18 protein-coding genes are annotated in these 22,605 nt (G+C 66.1%); 9 read left to right on the top strand and 9 right to left on the bottom strand.

What is annotated here, in order from left to right:
- Positions 1-188, top strand: a 188-nt coding sequence (locus I5E68_RS19530; RefSeq protein ID WP_323982230.1) for an oxidoreductase C-terminal domain-containing protein, incomplete at its 5' end; no start/stop codon positions are given.
- A 119-nt stretch (positions 189-307) separates the two neighbouring features.
- Positions 308-1,690: an FAD-dependent oxidoreductase gene (locus I5E68_RS19525; RefSeq protein WP_228727390.1), complete on the top strand. Its 1,383-nt coding sequence runs from the start codon at positions 308-310 to the stop codon at positions 1,688-1,690.
- Here the strand turns inward: I5E68_RS19525 and I5E68_RS19520 are convergent.
- From I5E68_RS19520 to I5E68_RS19500, 5 genes are all read right to left on the bottom strand, one after another.
- On the bottom strand, positions 1,680-2,546 hold the full coding sequence (locus I5E68_RS19520) for an acyl-CoA thioesterase (RefSeq protein ID WP_197167341.1): 867 nt from the start codon (positions 2,544-2,546) through the stop codon (positions 1,680-1,682). The two genes, I5E68_RS19525 and I5E68_RS19520, sit on opposite strands and share 11 nt — an antisense overlap.
- Entirely contained in the window at positions 2,539-2,991 is a 453-nt protein-coding gene (locus I5E68_RS19515; RefSeq protein WP_197167339.1) for a MerR family transcriptional regulator, read from the bottom strand. Before I5E68_RS19515 ends, I5E68_RS19520 begins: the two co-directional genes overlap by 8 nt.
- Entirely contained in the window at positions 2,988-4,697 is a 1,710-nt protein-coding gene (locus I5E68_RS19510; RefSeq protein WP_197167338.1) for a long-chain-fatty-acid--CoA ligase, read from the bottom strand. The genes I5E68_RS19515 and I5E68_RS19510 overlap by 4 nt, the downstream gene beginning before the upstream one ends.
- Positions 4,697-5,995, bottom strand: coding sequence for an OmpP1/FadL family transporter (locus I5E68_RS19505; RefSeq protein WP_197167337.1), 1,299 nt, complete (start codon positions 5,993-5,995; stop codon positions 4,697-4,699). The genes I5E68_RS19510 and I5E68_RS19505 overlap by 1 nt, the downstream gene beginning before the upstream one ends.
- A gap of 63 nt (positions 5,996-6,058) precedes the next feature.
- Complete coding sequence (locus I5E68_RS19500) at positions 6,059-6,505, bottom strand: DUF2147 domain-containing protein (protein ID WP_197167331.1); 447 nt, start codon at positions 6,503-6,505, stop codon at positions 6,059-6,061.
- Between the two features lie 190 nt (positions 6,506-6,695).
- Between I5E68_RS19500 and I5E68_RS19495 the strand changes: the two genes are divergently transcribed.
- The 3 genes from I5E68_RS19495 to I5E68_RS19485 are packed head-to-tail and all read left to right on the top strand — an operon-like array spanning position 6,696 to position 11,994.
- Positions 6,696-7,832 (top strand): thiolase family protein, encoded by a 1,137-nt coding sequence (locus I5E68_RS19495; RefSeq protein ID WP_197167330.1) that lies wholly within the window; start codon positions 6,696-6,698, stop codon positions 7,830-7,832.
- Positions 7,829-10,153, top strand: coding sequence for a 3-hydroxyacyl-CoA dehydrogenase/enoyl-CoA hydratase family protein (locus I5E68_RS19490; RefSeq protein ID WP_197167329.1), 2,325 nt, complete (start codon positions 7,829-7,831; stop codon positions 10,151-10,153). The genes I5E68_RS19495 and I5E68_RS19490 overlap by 4 nt, the downstream gene beginning before the upstream one ends.
- A 50-nt stretch (positions 10,154-10,203) precedes the next feature.
- Positions 10,204-11,994, top strand: coding sequence for an acyl-CoA dehydrogenase C-terminal domain-containing protein (locus tag I5E68_RS19485; RefSeq protein ID WP_197167328.1), 1,791 nt, complete (start codon positions 10,204-10,206; stop codon positions 11,992-11,994).
- Positions 11,995-12,211: 217 nt separating this feature from the next.
- Here I5E68_RS19485 and mdoH read toward each other — a convergent pair whose 3' ends face one another.
- From mdoH to I5E68_RS19465, 4 genes are all read right to left on the bottom strand, one after another.
- On the bottom strand, positions 12,212-14,059 hold the full coding sequence (mdoH, locus tag I5E68_RS19480) for a glucans biosynthesis glucosyltransferase MdoH (protein WP_197167327.1): 1,848 nt from the start codon (positions 14,057-14,059) through the stop codon (positions 12,212-12,214).
- Positions 14,056-15,606, bottom strand: a complete 1,551-nt coding sequence (locus tag I5E68_RS19475; protein ID WP_228727389.1) for an OpgD/OpgG family glucan biosynthesis protein — start codon at positions 15,604-15,606, stop codon at positions 14,056-14,058. The genes mdoH and I5E68_RS19475 overlap by 4 nt, the downstream gene beginning before the upstream one ends.
- Before the next feature lie 111 nt (positions 15,607-15,717).
- On the bottom strand, positions 15,718-16,977 hold the full coding sequence (locus I5E68_RS19470; protein WP_197167326.1) for an efflux RND transporter periplasmic adaptor subunit: 1,260 nt from the start codon (positions 16,975-16,977) through the stop codon (positions 15,718-15,720).
- Positions 16,970-18,232 (bottom strand): TolC family protein, encoded by a 1,263-nt coding sequence (locus I5E68_RS19465; protein ID WP_197167325.1) that lies wholly within the window; start codon positions 18,230-18,232, stop codon positions 16,970-16,972. The genes I5E68_RS19470 and I5E68_RS19465 overlap by 8 nt, the downstream gene beginning before the upstream one ends.
- 449 nt (positions 18,233-18,681) lie before the next feature.
- Here I5E68_RS19465 and I5E68_RS19460 point away from each other — a divergent pair, with 449 nt between their 5' ends.
- The 4 genes from I5E68_RS19460 to I5E68_RS19445 all read left to right on the top strand — a co-directional run bounded on the left by I5E68_RS19460 (position 18,682) and on the right by I5E68_RS19445 (position 22,568).
- Positions 18,682-19,098 (top strand): secondary thiamine-phosphate synthase enzyme YjbQ, encoded by a 417-nt coding sequence (locus tag I5E68_RS19460; protein WP_197167323.1) that lies wholly within the window; start codon positions 18,682-18,684, stop codon positions 19,096-19,098.
- 51 nt (positions 19,099-19,149) lie between these two features.
- The gene (locus I5E68_RS19455; protein WP_323982229.1) at positions 19,150-20,019 is read left to right on the top strand and encodes a cytochrome b/b6 domain-containing protein; all 870 of its coding nucleotides are present in this window, start codon (positions 19,150-19,152) and stop codon (positions 20,017-20,019) included.
- The gene (locus I5E68_RS19450) at positions 20,016-20,780 is read left to right on the top strand and encodes a molybdopterin-dependent oxidoreductase (protein ID WP_197167320.1); all 765 of its coding nucleotides are present in this window, start codon (positions 20,016-20,018) and stop codon (positions 20,778-20,780) included. The genes I5E68_RS19455 and I5E68_RS19450 overlap by 4 nt, the downstream gene beginning before the upstream one ends.
- Before the next feature lie 279 nt (positions 20,781-21,059).
- On the top strand, positions 21,060-22,568 hold the full coding sequence (locus I5E68_RS19445) for an alanine/glycine:cation symporter family protein (protein WP_228727388.1): 1,509 nt from the start codon (positions 21,060-21,062) through the stop codon (positions 22,566-22,568).
- The last annotated feature ends 37 nt before the right edge of the window (positions 22,569-22,605 follow it).

Here is a 22,605-nt window from a genome sequence, read left to right as displayed (position 1 = left end):
TGATGCGCGGCGATCCGGACGAACGCAGCTTCTCGGTCATTTACCTCAGGCAAGGCCGCGTGATCGCGCTCGACTGCGTCAACATGGTCAAGGACTACGTCCAGGGCCGCAAGCTCGTCGAGGCGGGACTGGAAGCCGATCCGGCTAAGCTCGCCGACAAGGAGACCCCGCTCAAGTCGCTGCTGTAACCAAGGCCGCGCTGCCGGGCATTGCGCGCCTGTCCATCTGACGGGCAGCGCGCGATGCCCGGCGTGCGGTGTCCCGGCGCAGGCACTAGTCTCGTGCTCCGGCGCAAAGGAGCACGAGTATGAGCGAGACCCTGCACTTCCCCGTGGTGATCGTGGGGGGCGGTGGAACCGGCCTTACGGCAGCTCTTGCCGCGCATGATGCGGGCGTGGAGGTGCTGGTGCTCGAACGCGATGCGACCCCGCTCGGCTCGACCGCCATGTCGACCGGCCTGATCCCCGCATCGGGCACGTCCGAGCAGGCGCAGGCAGGGATCGTCGACAGCCCCGAGGTCTTCGCCGCCGACATCATGGCCAAGACCCGCGGGCTGACCGACCCCGCCATGGCCCTGGCGATCGCACGCGAATCCGTCGAGACGATCGCGTGGATGCGCGATGTGCATGGCGTGCCGCTCTCGCTGGTCGACGGCTTTCTCTATCCCGGACACAGCGTGCGGCGCATGTACGGGACGCCCAACCGCACCGGCGGCGAACTGATGGCCGCGCTCGAGGCGGCTTGCGGCGAGGCGCAGATACCGATCCTCACCGAGGCGACGGTGGAGCAGGTGATGCACGAGGCGGGGGCCGGGGGCGAGCGCGTCACCGGTGTTGTCTTCGCCAGGCCCGACGGCACACGCGAGACAGTGACCTGCGATGCGCTGGTGCTCGCCTGCTCGGGCTTCGCGGGCGATCCGGAACTGGTCGCGCGCTTCATTCCCGAGATGGCCGAGGCCACCTTCCACGGGCACCCCGGCAACAAGGGCGACGCGCTCCGGTGGGGTGAGGCACTCGGCGCGGGTCTGGCCGACATGACCGGATATCAGGGCCATGGCGGTCTGGCGCTCGGCCATGGCATCCCGATCCTGTGGCCGTTGATCATGGAAGGCGGCATCCAGGTCAATGTGGCGGGCGAACGCTTTTCCGACGAGAGCGCGGGCTATTCCGAGCAGGCTGCGAAGGTGAACGCGCAAGCCGGACACATGGCCTTCTCGGTGTTCGACGAGAGGCTGCACCGCTTGATGAGCGACTTCGACGACTATCGCGATGCCTTGCGTGCGGGCGCGGTTGTCAGTGCACCGACCTTGCCGGATCTCGCGAAGGCGATCCGGGTGCCGGAGGCTGCGCTGTCGCAGACCCTCGATGCGGTTGCCGCGGCTGCACGCGGCGAGGTGCCCGATCGCTGGGGGCGCAGCTTCGATCCCGCCAAGCTGCTGGCAGCTCCCTACTACGCGGCGCGGGTGACCGGAGCCTTGTTCCATACGCAGGGCGGCCTGCTCGTCGATGGCATGGCGCGGGTGTGCCGCGAGGACGGAAAGCCACTGCCCAATCTCTTCGCCGGGGGCGGTGCGGCGCGCGGCATCTCGGGCGAGGGGGCCTATGGCTATCTGGCAGGCAACGGCCTGCTGACCGCGACGACGCTGGGCAGGCTCGCCGGAGCCAGCGCAGCGCGTCTGGTCATGGGTTGAGCGGGCGGATCAGGCCTTCTTGCGCGGTGTTGGCGACCAGCGTCCCGCTGCTGTCGTAAAGGCTGCCGCGCGCAAAGCCGCGCGCATGTCCGGCCCAGGGGCTGTCCATGGCGTAGAGCAGCCAGTCGTCGGTGTCGGGTGTCGCATGGAACCACATCGCATGATCGAGGCTGGCGCCCTGCAGTTGCGGCGAGAAGAACGTTGCCGGATGGGGCAGGACCGAAGTGGTGAGCAGGGCAAAGTCGCTCGCATAGGCCAGCAGCACGCGTTGCAGGCTGGCGTCGAGCCCGAGCGGGTGCGCTAGCTTGAACCACAGGTACTGCGTTGGCAGCTGCGATCCGTCGCGGCCTTGCGGGGAAGGCTTGCCGACGCGGATGTCGAAGGGAGCCAGCTTTTCCAGCAGCAGGCGCGGCATTTTCTGCCCGGTCATCTCCAGCGCGGCGCGGAAATCGGGACATTCCGCGGGCGAGGGGACCTGCGGCATGGCGCAGGCATGGGCAAAGCCTTCCTCGGCGCGGTGAAACGAGGCAGCGAGGTTGAGGATCGGCCGTCCGTCCTGAACCGCGACGACCCGGCGGCTGGAAAAGCTTCCGCCGTCGAAGTCGGACAGCACGCGGTAGATGATGGGCTTTTGCACGTCGCCCGCGCGCATGAAATAGGCATGGAGCGAGTGGGCCTGACGCTCGGGATCGGCGGTGGCCGCAGCCGCGCTCAGTGCCTGGCCGATGACTTGTCCGCCGAACACCCGACCGGGCTTTTCAGCCGTGGCGGGAGCCCGGAACAGGTCGGTGTCGAGCCTTTCTACGGTAAGCAGGTCACGCAGGCCCTCGACCGCTTGCGCCGGGGCCTTAGTCATCCTTGCGCTCGCCTTCGAGCCAGTTGTGCGCCTGCTGTTCGATCGATAGCAGTTCCTCGAGCGTCTCCTCGATGGCGATGCGCTGCTTGCGCAAGTCCGCGATGCGCTCGGAAATGCGCACCGTGAGCTGGCGGACCTGCTCCACGTGTTCGGGGTCGGCGTCGTAAAGGTCGAGGAATTCGCCGATCTCGCGGATCGAGAAACCGAGCCGCTTGCCGCGCAGGATCAGTTGCATGCGGCCGATCTCGCGGCGCGAATAGATGCGTGCGGTGCCGGCGCGCTGAGGCGCGATCAGGCCCTTGTCCTCGTAGAAGCGCAAGGTCCGCATGGTCACGCCGAGCAGGCTGGCCGCTTCCTGAATGCCGAAGATTTCCTCGCGCGGCGTGGCGTCATTGCCGCCCGCGTCCGGCACGTCTTGCGCGCGTGCCGGTTGCGCCGCGCTCATGCCGCGTTTCCGTCAGCCGCGCGGCGCGCCTCTTCCTCCGCGACGAGCTCTTTCTTCGAGAGCTTGCCGACGAGGGTCTTGGGCAAGGTGTCGCGGAATTCAATCGCGGAAGGCATCTCGATCTTGTTAAGCCTCTCGCTCAGAAAAGCCAGTAGTTCCTCGGATGTCAGGCTTTCGCCGGGCTTGAGCGTGACGAAGGCCTTGGGCGCCTGACCGCGATAGGGATGCGGGATGCCGATTACGACCGCCTCGGCGATGGCAGGGTGCTCGTAGATGCCTTCCTCGATGATGCGCGGGTAGACGTTGTAGCCGCCGCAAAGGATCACGTCCTTGATGCGGTCGACGAGGAACAGGTAGCCATCCTCGTCGAGATAGCCGATGTCGCCCGTGCGCAGAGCGCCGTGAGTGAAGGTGCGCGCCGAATCCTCGGGACGCTTCCAGTAGCCCGTCATGACCTGCGGACCGCGCGCGCAGACCTCGCCCTTTTCGCCCCGTTCGCAAATGCGCTCGAGGTTGTCGGGGTCGCGGATCTCGATCGTGGTGCCGGGGAAGGCGGGGCCGCACGAATTGTCCTTCACCACCCCTTCGAGCGGGTTGCAGGTGATGATCGGGCTGGCCTCGGAAAGGCCATAGCCCTCGACCACGCGCACCCCGGTGCGTTCCTCGAACTTGTGGCGGACTTCGAGGGGCAGCGGCGCACCGCCCGAGACGCACACGCGCACGCTGGAGAAGGCACCGTGCGTCTCCTCGCCGTTGAGCGCGGTGTACAAAGTGGGCACACCGAAGAACTGGGTGGGCTTGGTGCGCAGCGCGGTCTTGAGGAAAGACTTCATCTCGAAGCGCGGCAGGAGGATCATCTCGGCGGCGGTGTCGATCGAGTAGTTGAGCACCGTCGTCAGCGCGAAGACGTGGAACAGCGGCAGGACGCCCAGCGTGCGCTCCTGCTCGTCGGGCATGTGACCGACGTGCGCGATCATTTGCGCCGAATTGGCAGTGAGGTTGGCGTGGCTGAGCATCGCGCCCTTGGGCACGCCGGTGGTGCCGCCGGTGTACTGCAATACTGCAAGATCGGCGGGATCGCGCTCGACCGGATCGGGCGCATCGCCGCGCGCGACGAGGTCCTCGTACCAGACGTAGCGCAGGTCGTGCTCGGGCACGTCGGCGATGTCGCGGCGCTTGAACAGCAGGAACGCGCCGCGCTTGAGCGAGGGCAGGGCATCGGCGAAGGGGCACACGATAACCCGCTTGAGCTGGTGCTTGCCGAGCAGGGCAGCGACCTTGGGCAGCGAGATCTCGAGGTCGGTCGAGACGAGGATCTCTGCGCCCGAATCCTCGACGAGATGTGCCATCTCGCGCTCGGTGTAGAGCGGGTTGAAGTTCACCACCACGCCGCCGATGCGCAGGATCGCGAAATAGAGGATCACGTAATAAGGGGTGTTGGGAAGGCACAGGCCAACGCGCGTGCCCTTTACGACGCCAAGGTCCTGCAGGCCCCGAGCCGCGCGCTGAACCTTCGTGCCGATTTCATCGTAAGTCCAGGTCCGCCCCATGAAGTCGATGGCGGTCCAGTCGCCGTGCCGCTCGACCGCATGGTCGAGCAGCTCGGTCAGAAGCCGCGGCGCGATCGGCGGCATCTCGTCCGGCTGTTGGGAGGAGCTGTTGGTTGCCGGGCGGTCATTGCCGCCGATCGTCGCCGCGTGTCCCATCAGAACTTCATCCTTGCACCAAGCGAAAACACGAGAGCGGATGCGTCCGTGAGGGAACCGTCCACGAGGATCGGGGTCTGCACCGCAGTGCCTGCGTAAGCAGCGGTCGTGCGGTCGATCGTGGTGTCCTCGAACGAGATGTACGAGGCCGCCGCATCGATGGTGAAACGATCGCTGAGCGCATAGCTCGTACCCGCCGAGAAGTTGAGGCGGTCGGAGTCGGGCACGCGTGCGTCACGCTCGCCGTCGCGGGTCGGGGTCTGGCCGTATTGCACGCCTGCACGAACGGTCCACTGCGGATCGATCATGTAGTCGACACCGCCTGCGAAGCTCCAGGTGTCCCGGTAGTTCTCGGGGATCGCGGTGTTGAGCGGTGCGCCGAGGCGGATCGCGTCGAATTCGCTCCAGCCATAACGCACGGTCTGGAAGTTGAGCGTCAGCTGGTCGGTGGCGCGGAAACGGATCGAGCCGATTGCCTGCCAAGGGGTCGAAAAGGTCGCGGTCGCATCGATCGAGCGGTTCTGCGCGGCAAGCGGCCCGACCAGACCCTCGACCGTGACCGATCCGTCGAGCTTGTGCTTAATCGCGGACTTGTAGGCGAGACCGACCGAAACCGGGCCGCGATGCAGCTGCGCGCCGACCGACCAGCCGATGTCCCAGCCGTTGCCCTTCAGTTCCTGGTGGCCGTCGGGAAGCGCGGAGGAAAGGTTGGGCAGCGCATTGCCAAGGCTCGCCTTGGCGTACTCGATGTTGAGTCCGCCGCCGACGTTGATGCCGGGCGCCAGCTCTACCGCGACGGTGGGCTGGATGTCGAAGGTGCGCAGCTCGGTCTTGTCGGCAGTGTAACGCGCCCAGCTGTCGTCGTCGTAATCCGTGGTGAAGTTGTAAGGCGCACTGATCGCGAGACCGACAGCAACCTTGCCGAAGCCGTAGGCGATGGCACCAGAGGGCAGCACGCCGTTGTTGATTGGGTCCTTCGAGACCGCGTTGCCGCCGATCGGCTCACCGGTGGTGCCCGGACGCACGATTATGGTGCCGTCGTCCGAGACCTTGCCGCGCGGCAGGATGGCGCTGGCGTGCAGCGAGGCTTCGCCGCCTTGCGTCCCCGCGATGGACGCAGGGTTCCACCAGATCGATTCAATGCCGGTGTCGGCAGCTTCGCCCGAGAAGGCGCGGCCCTGGCCGCGTACGGACTGCTCCTGAAGATAGAAGGCCTGGGCATGTGCGGTACCGGCCAGCGACATGGCCGTCGCGAGACTCGCGCCCGACACGAGGAGGCGACCCATCGAGGTATTCATTCAGTTCTCTCCCAAGAAACATTCATTCGATTTGGAGTTTTGCTATTATAGTGGCTTGTAGCCTTATTTCATTCTCGTCCAGGTCTGTGTCTTGCACAAGGGCCAGACGATGCATCCCTTGAGCTTGAGCGTGTCGGGACCCGCCGGGGTGATCGTCGCCTTGTAGGTACCGCCATCCTCGGGGTTGTAGATCGAGCCGCCGGTCCATTTTCCGTCGTCGCGCTCGAACCCGCCGAGGATCTGCAGTCCCTTGAGCTTGCGGGTGCGCTTGGCCTCGTCCTTGTTGTGGACGTCGAGCAGCTCGGGATTGGTGCGGATCAGGTCCGAATTCATCAGCTTGCCGCAGATCGAGGTGCCGCAACGGGAAATCTCGATCACGCCGTTCTTGCTGGCGGCACGCCAGGTGCCGAGCACCGAATCACCTTCGGCAGCAGAGGCGGGCGCGGTTGCGGGAAGGGCGGACAGAAGGGTGGCAGCGAGCGTCAGACTCGCGAATTTCACGGGTTTCATGCGCAATCCAGTATCCTCTCACTATCACGATCCTGACCCCGTTCCTTTCGCGGAACCTGATACGGGCCGGCCGTGTTGAGGATTCGATAGCGCAAAAATTGCTTGACGTATAGGGAAAGAATCGCACCTTAAGGGAAGAAGTTTGATCGACCCGGATTCGAGAGGTCGGTAACGCCCACGGAGAGAATGCATGGATAGCGTCGTCATTGCGGGTTACGCCCGCTCTCCCTTTCACCTTGCCGGCAAAGGGGCGCTGTCTCGTGTCCGCCCGGACGATCTCGCCGCGCAGGTCATCCGTGGCCTGATCGACCGCACCGGTGTCGATGCCGCCGACATCGAGGACCTCATCGTCGGCTGCGCCTTTCCCGAAGGCGAGCAGGGTCTCAATGTCGCGCGCCTGATCGGGCTGCTGGCCGACCTGCCGCTGTCGGTCGGCGGCATGACCGTCAACCGCTTCTGCGGCTCCTCGATGAGCGCAATCCACATTGCCATGGGCCAGATCGCACTGGGTGCGGGTGAGGCCTTCATCTGCGCAGGCGTCGAATCGATGAGCCGCGTGCCGATGATGGGCTTCAACCCGATGCCCAACCGCGCACTGGCCGACAAGTCTGCGGCCTACATGGGCATGGGCGAGACGGCCGAGAACGTCGCGACCAAGTACCAGATCGCGCGTGCCGATCAGGAAGCGCTGGCCCTCGAAAGCCAGAAGCGCGCCGCAGCCGCGCGCGATGCGGGCAAGTTCGCCGACGAGATCGTGCCGATCCAGACCAAGGGCGGCGTGATCGACCAAGACGGCACCATCCGCGCAGAGACCACGGCAGAAGGCCTTGCAGGCCTGAAGCCCGCCTTCGATGCCAATGGCTCGGTCACGGCCGGCACCTCCTCGCCGCTGACCGACGGTGCCAGCGCCGTGCTCGTCACCACCGAGGCCTATGCCAAGGCCAAGGGGCTGCCGATCCTCGCGCGCATCAAGTCGGTCGCGATTTCGGGCTGCGCGCCCGAGACCATGGGCCTTGGCCCGATCCTCTCCAGCCAGAAGGCGATGGAGCGCGCCGGCATCTCGGCGAGCGATCTCAGCGTCGTCGAACTGAACGAGGCCTTCGCCTCGCAGGCACTCGCCTGCATCAAGGACCTTGGCTTCGACAGCACGAAAACCAACATCGACGGCGGCGCCATCGCCATTGGCCACCCGCTTGGCGCAACCGGTGCGCGCATCGTCGGCAAGGCTGCCTCGCTGCTGAAGCGTGAGGGCGGCAAGTACGCGCTCGCCAGCCAGTGCATCGGCGGCGGTCAGGGTATCGCCACCGTTCTGGAGTCAGTCGAATGAGCAAGCCTATCCAGAAAGTCTGCGTGATCGGCGCCGGCACGATGGGCGCGGGCATTGCGGCGCAGGTCGCCAATGCCGGTGTGCCCGTGCTGTTGCTCGACATCGTTCCCAAGCAGGGCAACAACCGCAACGCGATCGCCGAAGGCGCGGTCGCCAGGATGCTCAAGACCGAGCCTGCTCCCTTTATGAGCAAGTCGGCGGCAAAGCTGGTCGAGACCGGCAACATCGAGGACCATCTCGAAAAGGTCGCCGAATGCGACTGGATCATCGAGGCGGTGATCGAGCGGCTCGACATCAAGCAGGGCCTTTACGAGAAGCTCGAGGCACTCAAGCAGCCGGGCTGCGCGGTCTCGTCGAACACCTCGACGATCCCGCTCGCGAACCTCGTCGAGGGCCGCTCGGATGCGTTCAAGGCCGACTTCCTGATCACTCACTTCTTCAACCCGCCGCGCTACATGCGGCTGATGGAGATCGTCACTGGCCCCGCGACCGATGCGGGTGTTGCCGACAAGGTCGAGCAGTTCGCCGACGTCGCGCTGGGCAAAACCGTGGTCGCGGCCAAGGATACGCCCGGCTTTATCGCTAACCGTATCGGCACCTTGTGGATCCAGCTCGGTCTCAATGCGGCCTTCGACATGGGCCTCTCGGTCGAGCTTGCCGATGCCGTCGCGGGCAAGCCGATGGGCGTTCCCAAGACCGGCATTTTCGGCCTCGTCGACCTCGTCGGCATCGATCTCATGCCGCACCTTCAGGCGAGCCTGACCTCGACGCTGCCCAAGGACGATCCCTATCAGGCGATCGCCCGCGAGATCCCGCTGATCGAGAAGATGATCGCGGATGGCTATACCGGTCGCAAGGGCAAGGGTGGGTTCTACCGCCTCAACAAGGAAAAGGGCCGCCAGAAGGAGGTCATCGACCTTGTCAGCGGCGAGTACCACGCGGCCGCGCGTCCTGCCGGTCCGCGCGGGGCTGCGGCCAAGGGCGACCTGCGCAAGCTGGTCGAGACCAAAGGCGATATCGGCGCCTATGCCTGGGCGATCCTGGGCGGAACGCTGGCCTATGCCGCGAGCCTCGTGCCCGAGGCGGCCGACGACGTGGTCGCGATCGATGACACGATGAAGCTGGGCTACAACTGGAAGCACGGCCCCTTCGAGATGATCGACAAGCTGGGCGCTGCCTATCTTGCAAAGCGGCTCGAGGCCGAGGGCAAGCCCGTGCCCGAGATTCTCAAGATCGCGGGCGAGCGCAGCTTCTACCGGATCGAGGATGGCAAGCGCCAGTTCCTCGGCCTCGATGGCGAATACCACGATGTGGTGCGAGCCGAGGGCGTGCTCAGCCTTGCCGATATCAAGCTCGCGTCCAAGCCGATCATCAAGAACGCCTCGGCGGCGCTCTGGGACATCGGCGAGGGCGTGGTGTGCCTCGAGTTTACCGGCAAGATGAACGCGCTCGATGGCGAGGTGATGAAGCTGATCGTCAAGGCGCTGCCGATCGTGCAGGCCCAGTACAAGGCGATGGTCGTATACAACGACGGCGCGAACTTCTCGGCCGGTGCCAACCTCGGCCTTGCCATGTTCGCGGTCAACATCGCCGCCTATTCGGAGATCGAGAAGCTCGTCGCGGGCGGTCAGATGGCCTACAAGGGCCTCAAGTATGCGCCGTTTCCAGTGGTCGGTGCGCCTGCGGGCATGGCGCTGGGCGGCGGGTGCGAGATCCTGCTCCATTGCGACGCGATCCAGGCACATGCCGAGCTTTACACCGGGCTCGTCGAGTGCGGCGTCGGGCTCGTTCCCGGCTGGGGCGGCAATGGCGAGATGCTCGAGCGTGCCCGCAACGCGCGCGGCATGCCCAAGGGGCCGATGCCGCCTGTCGGCAAGGTCTTCGAGACCGTCTCGACCGCGACCGTTTCCAAGTCTGCCGCGCAGGCCAAGGAAATGCTGTTCCTGCGCCCCGATGACGGCGTGACGATGAACCGCGACCGCGTGCTTTACGATGCGCGGCAAAAGGCTCTGGCGATGGTCGAGGGCTATACCCCGCCCGAGGCGCCCGAGTTCAAGCTGCCGGGCGATACCGGGCGGGTCGGTCTCTCGCTCGCGGCACAAGGCTTCCACAAGCGCGGTCTCGCCACCGACTACGACCTCGTCGTCTCGGATGCGCTCGCCGAAGTGCTGACGGGCGGCGATGCCGATCTCGTCGACACCGTGAGCGAGCAGGAGCTGCTCAAGCTGGAGCGCGATGCCTTCATGAAGCTGGTTCGCTCGCCGCGTTCGATCGCGCGGGTCGAGCACATGCTCGAGACCGGCAAGCCGCTCAGGAACTGACAAGAATAATACGGGAGCGTCGCTGCGGCGCTCCCGCGAGGAGAGTGACAATGCAGGTTTACGAAGCCCCCTTGCGCGACATGAAGTTCGTGCTCAACGAGCTTCATGCCGATGACGGTTTCGGCGATCTCGAAGCCATGGCCGAATTCACGCCCGACCTCACCGAGGCAGTGCTCGAAGAGGCGGCCAAGGTCGCGCAGGAAGTGCTCCTGCCGCTCAACCGCAGCGGCGACATCGAGGGCTGCAAGCTCGAGAACGGGGTGGTGCGCACCCCGGAGGGCTTCAAGCAGGCCTACGAGATGTTCCGCGAGGGTGGCTGGTGCGCGCTCGCCTCCGATCCCGAATGGGGCGGGCAGGGCCTGCCCGAGGCGGTGAACAAGCTGACCGAGGAGATGATCTGCTCGGCCAACCTCTCGTTCAGCCTCTACCCGGGCCTGACCCACGGCGCGACCACCGCGATCGAGGGCTATGCGTCGGACGAACTGAAGCAGTTCTACCTGCCGAAGATGGTTTCCGGGGAATGGTCGGGCACCATGTGCCTGACCGAGCCCCACTGCGGCACGGACCTTGGGATGTTGCGCACCAAGGCCGTGCCGCAGGATGACGGCTCGTACAAGCTGACCGGCGCGAAGATCTTCATCTCGGCAGGCGAGCACGATCTCACCGAGAATATCGTCCACCTCGTCCTCGCGCGCATGCCCGACGCGCCTCCGGGGGTTAAGGGTATCTCCTTGTTCCTGGTGCCCAAGTACCTGCCCAAGGACGATGGCACTCCCGGACCCTCGAACGGCGTCTCGGTCGCTGCCATCGAGCACAAGATGGGGCTCAAGGCCTCGGCCACCTGCCAGCTCAACTTCGACGAGAGCACCGGCTGGCTGGTCGGCAAGCCGCACAAGGGCATGGAAGCCATGTTCACGATGATGAACACCGAGCGCGTCTCGGTCGGCATTCAGGGGCTTGGCGTTGGTGAAATCGCCTACCAGTCGGCGGTGTGGTACGCCAAGGACCGCCTGCAGGGCCGCTCGCTCTCGGGCGTCAAGAACCCGGACGGCCCCGCCGATCCGATCATCGTCCACCCCGACGTGCGCCGCATGCTGCTCACCATGCGTGCCTACAACGAAGGCTGCCGTGCGCTCGGTGCCTGGGTGGCGCGTGCGCTCGACGCCGAAAAGCATTCGACCGATCCCGAAGTGAAGCAGCGCGCCGAGGACTTCACCGCGCTGATGACGCCGGTTGTCAAGGCGCTGTTCACCGATCTCGGCCACGAGAGCGCGCAGATCGCCGTGCAGGTGTATGGCGGGCATGGCTACATCGCCGAGAGCGGCGTCGAGCAGCTCGCCCGCGATGCACGCATCGCCATGATCTACGAGGGCACCAACGGCATTCAGGCGCTCGACCTCGTCGGCCGCAAGATGCCCGCGCACATGGGCCGCTACTTGCGCAGCTTCTTCCATCCCGTCGCGCAGTTCATCGAGGCCAACAAGGAAGACGAGGAGTTCGGCAAGATGTTCGAAGCGCTCGAGAAGGCCTTCGGCGCGCTCCAGCTCTCGACCGGCACAATCGCGCAGAAGGGCATGGCCGATCCGGAAGAAGCCGCAGCTGCGGCAACCGACTATCTGCGCCTGATCGGACTGGTGGCTATGGCCTATACTTTCGCCAAGGCATCCTTGATCGCGCGGGCCCGTATAAGCGAGGGAGTCGAGGACGCAGACTTCTACAAGGCCAAGCTCGCGACCGCGCAGTTCTTCTTCGATCGCGTCCTTCCTGGGGCGACTGCGGCATTTCTTGCGATTAAATCCGGTAAAAAGTCGCTAATGGCAATGGACGCGGAGGCATTCTGACGACTATAGAGCGATCTAAGGATTAATACTGAGATCACCGTCGGGTCGCACATTGTCGAATGTCCGACAGGTAGTACGGCCGGAGCAGGGGGGATTGCTCCGGCCGTTTTCTTTTCCTGACTTATAAGTTGCTGAAACCTGCAACTGTTGCAGGACTTGGCAAGTGTTCTTGAAGAAGCGGTCCGCAAGTGGCCGCTCGCCCTGAGCCGTGCTGATATCAGCCGGTCAGGCCGTTGCCTTGGTTAGTTGATTTCTCAGGGTTTTCCGCAGGGGTAAGCTCCGGATGGTCCTCGATCGTCGGCGGCGGTACCCGAAACAGGCGATGCGGATCGCGCAGCGGTGCTTCGGGCGCAGCCGAAGTGAGACTGATGAACCAGGGCGAGATCAGCAGGCCGATCGTGAGTGGCGAGAGCCAGATCGCGGTCACCGGATCGAATAGTGCGGTGGCCGCGAACAGCAACCCGAGCACGATGTGTTCGCGCAGATCGGGCAGGACCTCGCGCACCTTGATTCGCCGGGCGTCGCGTGCCTGGGTCGACCAGGTCGAGGAAATTCCGAGCAGCAGGCCGGCCAGAGCCTTGGTCTGGGTGACCATGGTGATCGGGGCGAAGAGGATCGCGAGCGGCACTTCCGCGGCGACCGAGCGCAGGATCGTACCGGCCCCGCCGAAAGAGGCGCGCCGCTGGCGATCGGCCAGCATCCACACCAGCCCCATGGCCTTGGGGCCGAAGAGCAGGACCACGGTCAGCCACAGCACGCTGGGCGGTGCAGCGCGGACGAACCCGGCACCGCCACCGAAACCAAGCATGCTCGCGCTCTGGGCGATCGTCACAAGCAGCAGCAGCAGCCATCCGGGCGAGGTGAGATAGGCCGAGGCGCCGATCAGCAGGTGAAGCCGGCTCGTCCAGTCGAGCCCGGCGGTGTCGAGCAGGCGCAAGTGCTGCAGGTTGCCCTGCATCCAGCGCCGGTCGCGGATCGCCATGTCGACGATGGTCGGCGGGAATTCCTCGTAGGAACCGCCGATCATGACGACGTGCACGGCCCAGCCACGGCGGCGCAGCAGGGCGGATTCGAACATGTCGTGGCTCAAGATGTGGCCGCCGAAGGGCGGCTTGCCGGGGAGGTCTGGCAGCCCGCAGGACTGCGCGAAGGCACGCGTGCGCACGATCGCGTTGTGTCCCCAGAAGTTCGATTCCGAGCCCGACCACCACAGCAGGCCTGCCGATGCGATGGGGCCGTAGGCCTCGCTCGCAAACTGCATCCAGCGCTGGAAGATGGTGCGCGCATTGATGATCATCGGCACCGTCTGGAGCAGGCCGATCGAGGGGCGTTCCTCCATGATCGAGGCCATGCCGACGATGGAATCGCCGCTCATCATCGAATCCGCGTCGAGGATCAGCATGCATTCGTAGGCATCGCCGAAGCGGCCCACCCATTCGGCGATGTTGCCCGGTTTGCGCGCGATGTTCTTCTCGCGCCGGCGATAGTAGACATGCACCGGGCTTTCGGCGGCAACCTCTTGCCAGGCGGCGAATTCGCGCTTGCCCTGCAATTCGTTGGAATCGGACAGGATGAAGAAGTCGATCCAGGGCGCGCCGCCCGCCGCCGCGATCGAGCGGGTCATCGCCTTCACCCGTCCGAAGACGTCTGCGACGCTCTCGTTGTAGACCGGCATCAGCACCGCGGTCCGCTTGGTCAGCGACTGAGCGGGGCTGGGGATCGCGGTAAAGCCGGGGTGCTCGCCCGAGATCAGCTTGAGGAAGCCGACGGTAGAGCTCACGAATCCGAACGCGATCCAGGTGAACAGCGGGATGAAGAACACCAGCAGCGCGATCTCGAAGGCATCGAGCCCGTCGCGCGAGAAGCTGAAGCGCAGTTCGCTCGATGCGGCGAGGCCCAGAACCGCTGTCAGCGCGATCAGCAAGGCGCGCTTGATCACCATGCCGTGCGGCTGGGTCAGGACCTCGATCTTGCCCGGAGGGCTGCCGTGCAGGCGCTGCACCGGCATCGCCAGCGGAGCTTCCTCGGGTAGCGGGCGCAGTGCGCCTGGCACGGCTTGTGTCATGGCTTGACCACCTTGATGACCGTCTCGCTCAGCGCGTCGTTGCCACGCTTGAGGTAGAACCGGAATTCCTCGGCGCCGATCTCGGCCTCGCGCAGATCGAGCACGGCGCGCCACACGCCCTCGCGTCCGACGACAGGATAGGCACTGGTCGATACGATCGCCGAGGACGGGACGCTGACCGCGGCCTCGACGCCGCTGTTGCGGTCCAGCCCTGCAAGTGCGGGACCCTTGAAATCGAAGACGTAGCGCTTGATGCCCTCGGGCGGGCGGCGCGCCGCAAGACCGGCGACGGTCGCGGGGCCCTCGAAACTGTCTACGCAGTGCGCGACGGCATCGATGCTGGGATCGGTGTTGGCCCAGGTCAGGCGATAGGCAAAATCCATCGCATCGCCTGCCTTTGCTGGCTTGGCCGGTTGCCAGAACATCGCAACGTTGTCGTCGGTCTCGCCCACGGTCGGCATTTCCAGCAGTAATACGCTGCCCTTGCCCCAGTTGCCCTGCGGCTCGATCCACAGCGAGGGGCGCCGATCGTAGAACAGGCCGTCGTCCTGATAGTGGTCGAAGTCGCGGTCGCGCTGGATCAGGCCGAAGGCCTTGGGATCGGTATCCTGGAACAGGTCGAGACGAATGCGCGAGGGGTTGATCAGCGGGCGCCAGATCCGCTCGCCGCTGCCGGTGCGCAGGGCGAGCCCGTCTGAATCGTGGATTTCGGGTCGCCAGTCGGCCTTGCCGCCGTTCTGGTCGTACCAGAACATCGACGAGGCCGCCGCGATGCCGAGCTGGCGCACGTCCTTGCGCAGGAAGATCTTCGCCTTCACGTCCTGCACGATCGAGGCATCCGAGCGCGCGCAGTCGAAGGAATAGGCACCGGTCGCGCTTGGGCTGTCGAGCAGGGCGTGGATGCGCGCGGTGTCGGGGCCGGTGTTCTCGAGCCAGAACTGGGTGAAGACGGGGAATTCCTCGGGCGTGTCGAGCCCGGTGTCGATCGAGAGGCCCCTTGCGGAGAGGCCGTATTGCCCGCTCGTTCCCGCAGTGCGGTAGTACGAGGCACCGAGAAAGGCGAGCCAGTCGGTCTGGCCATCGGCCGACATGACGCGAAAGCCTGCCGCGTCGGCGTGGGTATTGGCATCCGCACTGCCTACGAAGAGCCCGCCGGTGTCGACGACTTCGCGCGCCTGTCCGCCTTGGACGAGGTGGATCTTGACCGGCTTGGGGGCGACGTTGCGCGCTGTGGGAAACAGCCGGACGTTGCCCGCTAGGCTTTGCGCATTGCCATAGGTCAGCGCGCCAAAGGCCTCGAAATCGATTGCGGCGTTATCCGAATCCGGAACGGCCGCGTAGGGCTTCTTCGCAAGGTCGGAGGCCATCTTGACCAGCCGCTTCCAGTCGAAGGGATGGGCCGGGCCGAAACGCCCGGATTGCGCGAATGCCTGCGCGGGAGCGAAGGCGAGACTGCAGAGCGAGAGCAGGAGCCCGCTCGCGGCACGGCGGTCGAGCATGGGGCCGCCCGGCGCATCGCGTCCGGTGTCGGCGGAACGGTGGAACATGGGTTTGTCGGTCAGGGCACTTTCCCTTCGCTGTCACTGCGCGCCTTGGCGCGGGGGTACAGGGGTTACAGACGCGGCGGGTGTGGAAAGGTTTCCCGCCACGTCTCCCGCCTAGCGTCCGGCAGGAGGCGCTGAGCCCGTCGCGTCGGGCGCGGTACCGGGCGGATCGCGCCAGCCGATGATGACGTCGTCGCCGGGGCGCACGGCCTCGGAGAAGATTTCGGTGCGGTTGCCGTCGCTGCCGCCGGTCGTGACGTAGACCCGGCGCGGATTGCCGTCATCGGCAAGGAGATGGACCTCGCCCTGCGTGCGTCCGGCAGAGTCGTTCGCCGGGCCCTCGGGGCGGAATTCGAGCGCGGCATCGGGCACCAGCAAGACATCGCGGCGCTCGGCCAGCTCGATCTCGAGGCGCGCGGCCATGCCGGGGCGAATGGCCTGGTCGGGCTGTTCGAGCATGAACTCGGCGTGTCGTTCGTCGCCGCTTCCCTCGATGGATGCGAGGGTTGCGGTCTGCTCGAGGTCGGGAAGATCGTCGAAGCGGACCGAGGCTATCGCGCCGGGCGAGAGTTTCATCGCAGTGCGGCTTGCGATCGGAACCGACAGCTTGAGGCGGGCATCGTCGGGCACCAGCGTGAACAGGAGCGCGTCCTCGCGCACTGCTGCACCTTCGTGCAGGTCGTGCACGACGATCGTTCCGTCGAACGGTGCGCGTACCGTGGTGCCCTCGAGGCGGTGGCTTGCAGACCGCGCACCGATCCTCGCCGCGGCCACGGCGTTCTCGGCGGCAGAGACGCCTTCGCGGGCGATGCGGGCGCGGGTGCGGGCCTCCTCGAGTTCGTTGAGCGAGGGGACCCGGTGGTCGGATTCGCGCCAGACGCGCTCGAAGCGGGCCAGCCGCGAGCCGGCCTCACCGGCACGGGCCTGCGCTGCGGCGAGCTGCGCCTCGGCAGCGCGCAGCTCGGCCTCGCGCGCTTCGAGGGTCTGTCCGGCCTGCGCTGCATCGATCACCGCGAGGGTCTGACCGTACTTGACCCGTGCCCCGCTCGCGACCTCGAGTTTCTCGAGCCGTCCGGCGAGCCGCGCCCTGATCTCGAGTTGGCGCTCGCCATAGACCTCGCCACGTTCGGACAGGCGCGGGGTCACGTTGCCGACCGCCACCGGCGCGACGAAATAAGGACTGTCCTCACCGGCAAAGAAGCGCACGAAGAGGAACAGGATAGCGACTGCCGCGGCGAGCAGGACGAAGAGCGAGACGAGATGGCGGCGTCCCCGGCGCGGCGATGCCCCCAGGAAGGTGTCGAGCGGGCTGTGCGCGCCCGTCTCGGCGCTGTCGGGTCCGGTGTTTTCGGATAGGTCGCGCGGGTCAGTCACAGACGAGCACCTCCCCGTTGGTGCTCGCCGCTTCCTGCGCGGAGATCGGCGGCTCGAGGTCGGCCATGGTCCAGCCGCGCCCCTGCGCGGTCCACAAGCGGATCGCCGCGCGCGCGAGGTCCGCGCGCGCCGAGACCCGGGCCTCGGTCAGTCCCAGGCCCGAAGCTTCCGCGACGTAGAGCGTGGCGATGTCGCCGGTGCCGTTGCGATAGCCGAGGCGGGCTGCCTCCACCCGCTTGTCGGCGCCGGCCAGAGCTTTCTCGAGATCGGCCTGGCGCTGCGCGGCCGTGGTGACGGCTGCGGCGCTTCTCGTGAGGTCGGCGCGGGCCTTGCCTTGGGCATCGCTCCAGCGCGCGGCGGCACTGTCGGCGGCTGCCGGGATTTCCTCATCGGAGGCACTCTCGCCTGCCAGCGCGCGGTCGATCTCGGCCTGCGAGACCTTGGCGCGGATCAGCTGGGCAAGCAGGGCCTGTTCCAGTGCGCGCAGGTCCGGGCGCGCCGCGAGGTCGGGCGCATCGGGCGAAGGCATCGCGGTGATGTCGGGCACGGCGCCGGTCTCGCCCAGCTGCGCAGCGAGGACTTCGGCATCGATGCCGACCAGTCCGGCGAGATCGCTCACACGTTCGAGATAGCGGGTGCGTGCGGCGCGCAGTTCGTCGGCATTGAGCGCGACCAGCGATCCGGCAAGGCCGCTGTCGAGCCCCGGAACCAGCCCGGCCTCGGCGCGGAACTGGGCGATCTCGGTATTGTCCTCGAACTGCGCGGTGAGGTGCGAGCGCAGCGCGAGAACTTCCTGCGCGCGGCGCGCCGCAATGTAGGCCTCGGCGATGTCGCGGGCGAGCGCGGCGCGGCGACCGGCGTAGCGATAGGCACGCGCGCGAAGCTCGGCCTGCGCGGCATCGGTTCCGCGCGTGTCGAACAGTCGCGTTATCTGCGTGTCGATACGACGCGAGCGGGACTGCGCACGTGCGTCGGCATTGCGCAGCGCCGTGGCGCTGCAGGCAAGATCGCGGTTGGTGGCGAGCCCGGTCTCGACGAGGTGGACGAGCATGGCATCGCCGATCCCCTGCCACCACAGGGCATCCTCGCCCGGATGCGAAGTCGATCCGGGGGCGAGCGCGAGGGCGCTGGCGGCATTGGAGTCCGCCGGACCGCTCGCACAGCCCGAAAGGGCCAGTGCCGCAGCCACGAAAACGACGGGGGCGAGCCTCGTGGCCCGGGTCCCTGCACTCTCGGGCGCGGGGCGGGCGAGCATGGTGTCGATCTTTCGCACGGCGTGCCGATAGCAGCATAGCGCGCCTTGGCAAATCCGCGGCGCGGACAAGAGTGAACGTTCCCAACGCGCCGGAGGGACAAACGAGGCTCTGTTTGGCCCACCAGCGAATGGCGCGCACGAGCGCCCGGCGCGTGTCTGGCGCACCGATCGTGCTGTCATGGTTGCGTCTCGTGCCCCCGACACTTCGCGTGAACTCCGCTCACTCGCCAGATGCGGCTATCCCCGAGTAGACACACGGGGCCCAGAATTGTTTCCGAGAGAATACGGTATTTACCATGCATGATAGGGAAGGGCGGCCCAATGATGCTCATTCGACTGTGGTTTGACTTGGTATTTTAAGCAGGTAGGGCAGGCGCCGCGCGCGTGATCAGGTAGATGGCCGCAATGGCTTGCGCGACCGGTCCTGCAGCGGCAGGATCGAGCCCGAAATGCGACAGGACAGCGCCATACTAACGTTTGCGACCGATGGTCCCGGTCTTGTCGAGATCACGCGCGAGATCGGCCATTGGCTCGCATCGACCGGTATCGAGCAAGGGCTGGTCACCATGCTGTGCCGCCATACCTCTGCCTCGTTGCTGATACAGGAGAACGCGGCTTTCGAAGTGCGCGGCGACCTTGTCGACTGGCTGGCGCGCGCCGCACCTGAAGGTCGTCATTATGCCCATGACGACGAAGGGCCCGACGACATGCCCGCTCACATCAAGGCGATGCTGACCGGGGTTAATCTCCAGATTCCGGTTATAAGCGGAGCGATGGCGCTGGGTACTTGGCAGGGCATCTATCTCGCCGAGCACCGCAGTCGCGCTCACCGGCGGCAAGTCGCGGTTCATGTTCTGGGTGAATAATGCGGCGCGGCGATGGGCAGGATGCTCCGCCGCCCGAGGAGGAGCCGAAACGTGAACGGTCGGCCTGAAAGTCTCGCCAAGCCTGGAAGTCTTACCAAGGACGCGCCGCTGGTGCGCCGCCACCGGCTTTCCACCCGGCTGTGGCACTGGAGCAATGCGCTGGTCTTGCTCGTCATGCTGATGAGCGGATTGATGATCTTCAATGCCCATCCCCGGCTCTATTGGGGCGAATACGGCGCGAATTTCGATCCCGCTTGGCTCAAGATCAGTTCCGCGCGCATCGGCGCGCGCGAGTTCGGTTACCTGCAGATCGGATCGTGGCGGATCGAGACGACCGGGGTGCTGGGTCTTTGGCACGATGCCCAGGGGCACCTGCAGCGCCGCGCCTTTCCCTACTGGGCGACGCTGCCCTCGCGCTACAGCCTTGCGGGTGCGCGTATCTGGCATCTCGCCTTCGCCTGGTTGCTCGCGGGCGGGCTTACGCTCTATCTCGGCTGGTCGCTGGTCAATCGCCACCTCCAGCGCGACATCCACATGACCCGGCGCGAGTGGCGGCCCGCCAACGTCTGGCGCGACATCGTCGACCATGCGCGGCTGCGCTTTCCCGCGGGCGAGGCTTCGCGGCACTACTCGTTCCTGCAGAAGCTTGCCTATGCGGGCGTGCTCTTCGTCGCGCTGCCGCTGATGATCGTGACCGGGCTCGCGATGTCGCCCGGAACCGACGCATGGGCGCCGATCATCACCGAAGTCTTCGGCGGACGGCAAAGCGCGCGTTCGGTACATTTTCTGTGCGCCTTCGCGCTGGTGGCGTTCTTTGTCGTGCACATGGTCATGGTCCTGCTCGCAGGGCCGATCAACGAGGTGCGCGCGATGATCACCGGGCGCTATCGTCCGCGGCCGGGGCGGGAGGACGGGGTATGAAGGGCACGATCCTCACGCGGCGCGCGCTGATCCGCGGCGCTGGCAGCGTGGGCGGTGCGCTGATGCTTTCGGGCTGCGATGCCCTGTTCGACGACCCTGCGTTCCGCAATGCGCTCGAAAAGGGCGAGGACCTGCACCGGATCACGCAGCGTGCGCTCGGCGGGGCGGCGCTGGCACGCGAATACCGCGAGGCGGACATGTCGCCGCAGTTCCGGGCCAACGGCTCGCGCAGCGTGGCCGACGCGGCCTATCGCCAGCATCTCGTGCAAGGCTTCGCGAACTGGAGCCTGCGCGTCGACGGACTGGTCGAACGTCCGCTCGAAATCCCGCTCGAGGCGCTGCGGCGGCTCGAGCAGCGCCGCCAGATCACCCGCCACGACTGCGTCGAGGGCTGGAGCGCGATCGGGCAGTGGCAAGGGCCGCGGCTCGCGAGCGTCCTCGAACTGGCGAGGCTGTCGCCGCAGGCGCGCTACATCGTGTTCCATTGCGCCGATCTCTATCGCGGGCGGCCCTATTACGAATCGATCGACCTCGCGGATGCCTTCCACCCGCAGACCATCCTTGCCTGGCAGATGAACGGGCGCCCGCTCGAGGAAGCCCACGGCGCGCCGCTGCGCCTCAGGGTCGAACGGCAGCTGGGCTACAAGCATGCCAAGTTCGTCACCCGTATCGAGGCGGTTGCCTCGCTTGCCGGGACCTATGGCGGCAAGGGTGGCTACTGGGAGGATAACGGCGCTTACGCCTGGTACGCGGGCATCTGAGACGCGATTCGATGCGGAGCATTGCCTAGGCCTTGCTTGATCGTGTCGCGAGCGGCGGGTCGACATGTCCCAAAGCTGCGGCCCGGCCGTGATCCGCGGAACGATCTTTCGATTATGACGAATTGGTGAAGCAGGGTTTCTCGCGGCTTGCGCATGCGGTTGCGGGCCTGCACATTCGCGCCACTGTCCGGTGCCTTCCCATTTGCGGGAACGGCGCAGATGGGGGTGGCATGGGCGCGCCATGCCGCGAGGGGTCGCGAGACAGGAGTTTTTGCGCGAATGAGTTTTCTGACCATGCTGGCCGCGGCCGGTACTGCCGATAGCGGACCGGCTCTGATCGACCGCATCACCAACGTATCCGATTTCATCTGGGGCGGCACCTGGAACGGCGAGGAAGTCCTCCCGTTCCCGCCGATGGTCATCGTCCTTCTGGGCATCGGCCTGTTCATGATGATCGGCCTGCGCTTCTATCCGCTGCGCAACCTGGGGAGCGCCTTTGCCGGGCTCTTCGCCAAGTCCAAGAAGGGCGAGACCGGCGAGATCAGTCCATTTGCCGCGCTGTCGACCGCGCTGTCCGGGCAGGTCGGCACCGGCAACATGGCGGGCGTCGCGACCGCGCTCGCGCTTGGCGGACCCGGCGCGATCTTCTGGATGTGGGTCACGGCGCTGATCGGCATGGCGCTGGCCTTCGCCGAGGGCTCGCTCGCGATCCGCTTCCGCGAGCGCGGGCCCGACGGGCACTGGCGCGGCGGCCCGATGACCTACATCGTCAAGGGACTGGGCCCGAAGTGGACCTGGCTCGCTGTGATCTTCTGCATCGGCGCACTCGCCTCGACCATCACCACGGGCAACGTCATCCAGTCCAACGCGCTGGCCGACTCGATGAACGAGCTGTTCGGCATCCAGGAATGGATCGCTGGGCTGATCGCGGCGGTGCTGGTCTTCGTCGTGATCGTGGGCGGCATCAAGTCGATCGGCGCGGTTGCCGAGAAGGTCGTGCCGTTCATGGGCCTTGCTTACTTCGTGATGGCGCTGATCGCGCTCGTGCTCGATGCCCAGGATATTCCTGAATCGTTCGCACGCATCTTCGAGGGGGCTTTCGCACCGCAGTCGGCCTTCGGCGGCTTTGCCGGTGCCGGCGTAATCATGGCGCTGCGGGCCGGCGTCGCGCGCGGCCTGTTCTCGAACGAGGCCGGGCAGGGCACCACGCCGATGGCGCACGCCGTTGCGCAGACCCGCGACCCCGAGGTCCAGGGCCGCATGGCGATGATGGGCACTTTCCTCGATACGATCGTCATCTGCACCATGACCGCGCTCGTCATCCTCACTGTCGAGGGCGACTTCACGGCTGGCGGTATCGCGGTCAAGCACGCCTGGCAGTCGGACCTGACCGGCTTCGCGATGACCTCGGGCGCCTTTGCCGCGGCCTTCCCGACGCTCATCGCAGGTGTCCCGCTCGGCTCGGTGGTGGCTTCGGTTGCGCTGATCATGTTCGTGTTCTCGACGATGCTGACCTTCAGCTACTACGGCGAGCGCACGATCACCTTCCTCTACGATCTCGTGCCGGGATCGAGCGCGCGCGGTGAGAAGATCCTGCACATGCTGTGGCGCGTGATCTACTGCGCGGGGATCGTCGTGGGTGCAGCGCAGCCGCTCGAGCTGGTGTGGCGCCTCGGCGATATCTCGAATGCCTCGATGGCGTTCCCGAACCTGCTGGCAATCGCGCTGCTGTCGGGCGTGGTCTTCAAGATCGCGCGCGGCCAGCGTGAGGAAGCCGAAGCGGGCTGATTCGATAGCCGAACCTACCGCTGTGCACCATCAAGGA

Source organism: Novosphingobium aureum (genome assembly GCF_015865035.1).
Taxonomy (GTDB): domain Bacteria; phylum Pseudomonadota; class Alphaproteobacteria; order Sphingomonadales; family Sphingomonadaceae; genus Novosphingobium; species Novosphingobium aureum.
The sequence above is the reverse complement of the archived record's forward strand: the minus strand, read 5'-3'. Positions and strand labels throughout refer to the sequence as shown.

Bases quoted from the DNA above. Each gene is read 5' to 3' on its own strand.
- I5E68_RS19525 (WP_228727390.1), top strand. From the start codon at position 308: ATGAGCGAGACCCTGCACTTCCCCGTGGTGATCGTGGGGGGCGGTGGA.
- I5E68_RS19520 (WP_197167341.1), bottom strand. From the start codon at position 2,546: ATGACTAAGGCCCCGGCGCAAGCGGTCGAGGGCCTGCGTGACCTGCTT.
- I5E68_RS19515 (WP_197167339.1), bottom strand. From the start codon at position 2,991: ATGAGCGCGGCGCAACCGGCACGCGCGCAAGACGTGCCGGACGCGGGC.
- I5E68_RS19510 (WP_197167338.1), bottom strand. From the start codon at position 4,697: ATGGGACACGCGGCGACGATCGGCGGCAATGACCGCCCGGCAACCAAC.
- I5E68_RS19505 (WP_197167337.1), bottom strand. From the start codon at position 5,995: ATGAATACCTCGATGGGTCGCCTCCTCGTGTCGGGCGCGAGTCTCGCG.
- I5E68_RS19500 (WP_197167331.1), bottom strand. From the start codon at position 6,505: ATGAAACCCGTGAAATTCGCGAGTCTGACGCTCGCTGCCACCCTTCTG.
- I5E68_RS19495 (WP_197167330.1), top strand. From the start codon at position 6,696: ATGGATAGCGTCGTCATTGCGGGTTACGCCCGCTCTCCCTTTCACCTT.
- I5E68_RS19490 (WP_197167329.1), top strand. From the start codon at position 7,829: ATGAGCAAGCCTATCCAGAAAGTCTGCGTGATCGGCGCCGGCACGATG.
- I5E68_RS19485 (WP_197167328.1), top strand. From the start codon at position 10,204: ATGCAGGTTTACGAAGCCCCCTTGCGCGACATGAAGTTCGTGCTCAAC.
- mdoH (WP_197167327.1), bottom strand. From the start codon at position 14,059: ATGACACAAGCCGTGCCAGGCGCACTGCGCCCGCTACCCGAGGAAGCT.
- I5E68_RS19475 (WP_228727389.1), bottom strand. From the start codon at position 15,606: ATGTTCCACCGTTCCGCCGACACCGGACGCGATGCGCCGGGCGGCCCC.
- I5E68_RS19465 (WP_197167325.1), bottom strand. From the start codon at position 18,232: ATGCTCGCCCGCCCCGCGCCCGAGAGTGCAGGGACCCGGGCCACGAGG.
- I5E68_RS19460 (WP_197167323.1), top strand. From the start codon at position 18,682: ATGCGACAGGACAGCGCCATACTAACGTTTGCGACCGATGGTCCCGGT.
- I5E68_RS19450 (WP_197167320.1), top strand. From the start codon at position 20,016: ATGAAGGGCACGATCCTCACGCGGCGCGCGCTGATCCGCGGCGCTGGC.
- I5E68_RS19445 (WP_228727388.1), top strand. From the start codon at position 21,060: ATGAGTTTTCTGACCATGCTGGCCGCGGCCGGTACTGCCGATAGCGGA.